The 3,419-nt window shown below is 69.5% G+C and carries 1 protein-coding gene; it reads right to left on the minus strand.

The genetic code is table 11. The features are described from left to right. Positions 1–2,550, minus strand: a 2,550-nt coding sequence (locus tag IF37_RS0137940) for a DEAD/DEAH box helicase (protein WP_079166075.1), incomplete at its 3' end; no start/stop codon positions are given. Between the last annotated feature and the right edge of the window lie 869 nt (positions 2,551–3,419).

Consider the following 3,419-nt stretch of genomic DNA (forward strand, 5'->3'; position numbering starts at 1 on the left):
GCCGTCGACCGTGACCTCCTCGGTGTGCCCGCGCGGCACAGGCCGGTTCGCGCCTTCCTTCTCCACCCACTGCGTCAGGGCGGTGAGGCCCCGCTGGAACGCCTGCTGCGCCTTGCTCGAACCCTTCGCCGCATGAGGCTCCGCCGGGGTGGGAGACGGGGCCGCGGGGGCGTTGATGCCGAGCGCGGTCAGCCGCTCTTGCTGCTCGGGCAGGAGCTGCGCCCAGGTGCCGGGTTCCTGCTGCCGCCACCGCCACGTCCCGATGTCGTCGCCCTCGAAGGTGACGCCCGGCGCGATGTGGGGCAGGTGGCCGTCGGCGTCGACGAGGTCGGCGAGTACGCGGTAGTGGCGCTGCCAGTTCAGCGGCCACGGGCAGTTCCAGTCCGGGTCGATCGCGGCCAGCTGCTCCGCCCGCTTTGCCGCGCGCTTCGGGTCCTTCCCGAGGCCGCCCTTGCGCCGGAGGTTGGCCATGTGCTGCCCGATGGGCATGGGGCCGCCGCCGGCCGGGTCGTCCCACATGGCGTCCTGCCGGGGCGCGAGATGCCCGGTCGCCCGCCGGTAGGACCGCAGCGCGGCGAGCTTGGTTTCCCACGCCTCCTCGCCGGGCTCCCACACCATCCCGGCCTCCGGCGCGTCCAGCAGCACCTTGCGCCGCTCCTCCAGCTCACCCGCCCTCAGCGCCTTCCGCTGCTGGTGCACCCACCGCCCGAGGGGGAAGTCCTTCGTGACCCCGACCTCGACCTCGGTGTCGTACGGGACGGCGTACAGGCCGGTGATCTCGTTCTCCGCCCGCCAGCGCAGCAGCGCCTGGTAGCCCTCCAGCCACACCAGCGACTCCGGCCGGTAGACCCGGGTGCGCAGGAAGGCGGCGATGGTCGCCGCGTCCCGGGGAGAGGAGAAATGGAGCAAGGCCGACTCGGCAGCGGCGTCGGCGCCGTGCTCCTGGTGCTCGCCGTCGCCCTCGCCGCCGGCTCCGACGATCCGTCCTTCCGCGTCGCGCCGCACGTGGACCTTGCGCTTGCCGCTGGTGAGGGCGCGGGAAGCGAGCTGCTCGACGAGTCGCTCATCATGCGAGCGAAGGCCCTGGAGGACGGCTACGAGAGGACGGAACGAGGCGGAGGCGACCATGTCGGTCGGGTCCTCGCCCGGCTCCAGGAACACCGGCACGATGATCCGTGCGACCTTCGTGCTGCCGTCCTTGTTGGGCCGGAGCGCGCGGCCGATGTTCTGCACGATCTCTACCTGGGAGCCGCGGGTGTCCGCGAAGCAGACGGCCTCGACTCCGCGTTCGCCGGTGATGTCGACGCCTTCCCCGAGCACACGGCAGCTGGCGAGGAAGGCGCGGTGTACCCGGCGTCCGGCGGCGTCGATCCCGTTGGCGAACTGCCGCAGTACCTCCCGCCGCTCGGAGACGAGATGGTCGCCGCATAGCCAAGCCGACCAGACGCGGTCCGGCGGGACGTGGCGGTCGGCCTCCAGCTCGTAGAACTCCGCGTCGATCGATGACGCGGGCAGTTCCTCTGCCTTGGCCAAGTCCTCGTCCGAGGCATCGTTCAGGTACAGCTCGGCTGCCGTCTCCGAGAGCTTGTCCGCGAACGCGGCGGCTTCCTCGACCTTCTGGTGGAACGTCATGACCGTGCGCAGGTTGTGCGCGGCGGCGTGCTCCAGGAGCGCGGTCTGCAGCAGGGCCAGGCGCCGGCCACGCCGCGCCTCCTCCGACTCCCCGATCACGGGAGAGGGGTCGCGGATCTCCAGGACGTCGATCTCGAACCCGGCGAGGATCTCCCGCTCGATCGCCTCCGAGAGCCCGAGCTCGGCGAGCCACGCGCCGTAGGTGCCGTCCGGGTCGTCGGCCATGGTCGCGATCTCCGCCTCCTGGCCGGCCGTACCCTCCTGCGGGCGGGCTGCGGCGAGGATGCGCGGGGTCGCAGTCAAGTAGAGCCGGAAGTCGGCGGGGATCCGCTGGTTGTCGTGGATCGCCGCCCACGGACGGCCAAGATCACCAGCGGTTCCGTGGGCTTCGTCCACGATGGCCAGGTCGAAGCCGCCCATGCGCTGGCCGTAGAGCCGCTCTCCGCCCGCCAGGGCGGCCTCCAGCGGCCCGCGAACCTTCCGCTGGCTCTCGGGCGCGTCGATGTCCTCGCGGTCCACGAGAGAGGCGTACGTGGCGAACACGACCACCGGCCCGGACCCGGCCCACAGGGCGAGCTGGATCGGGTTCGTAGTGGTCCGCACCCCCAGCGAGCCCAGGACCGCGTCGTTCTCCAGCGAGCACACCGCCACCATCGGGGCCCGGTGACCGACCAGCCGCCACGCCTGGGCGGTCTGCACGAGCAGGTCCAGGGTCGGCACGGTCACGAGGATCCGGCCGTACCGGAAGCACTCCAGCGCGCACGCGGCGGCCGTGATCGTCTTGCCCGATCCGGTCGCTGACACGATCGTGCCCCGGGCACCCTGAGGGGGCACCGGTGATCTTGCGGGGAATCCCACCCACTTCCGGAACGCCGACTTCTGGTCGACTTGGTATTCCCGGAGTTGAATCACCGGCATTCAGATGCCTTCCAATTTTTGATCCGAAGACGACCCAGGTGGTTTCCATAATATGCCCTGACATCCTATTTCGGCGGGTCGTGACACGCAGTCATGATGTGCAAGGCAACTACAGTTTAGGACGCTCATTGACCGAGAAGGACATGGTCGAGGGACGAGCACCAGATTAGAATCGTGGCTATGGCTAACGACTTCTGCGAAGTCATGTTCCTTCCCTCCTCCCAGTGCGACCACTGCCGTTCGGCACAGTCGAATCTCCCCCGAAGGGTGTACGTCACGAAGGGGGGAAGCGTTTATCACCGCACCCCGAACTGCGAGGGTCTCAAGGATGGGCAACGGTACGCTCGGTGGAAAGGCCTGGAGGTCCATGACGTCGAGTCCGTCCCGAGCAGTGACGTCCAGGCCCGGCTTGGCGCATGCGAAGTGTGCTGCCCAGATCTTCCGTCACCTCCCCGGTAGGCACGACCCTCAAAGAGGGTATCCCGTGTTCCTGCCAAAGGTACATGCTGCATCAATATGAGGAAGCCGCCACACTGGAACCCGAAACGAGCGAGCGACCCTCACCTCTCGCAGTCAGCTCGGCCCGCGTCAGCGGGCCTCAACGGTTCTCGAGGCGCAGCCGGAAGGACCGTCAGGCGGGGGAGCGCAGCGGACCCGTCGGCCAGGCTGAAGCGAAGCGGAAGCCTTAGTAGTGGGACGGAGTCCCACCGGTCCGGGAGCGCAGCGAACGGACCGTCACCCTGCCCGCGCAGCGGGCAGGGTGAGCGGGTGGCGCAGCCACCCGCTTGCGCTCCCGCGGAGCGGGAGCGCAACACCCGGGCGCAGCCCGGGTGTTCGCTTGCTTCGGGCGCAGCCCGAAGGGACCCGCT

This window comes from Streptomyces sp. NRRL S-31 (assembly GCF_000718775.1).
Taxonomy (GTDB): domain Bacteria; phylum Actinomycetota; class Actinomycetes; order Streptomycetales; family Streptomycetaceae; genus Streptomyces.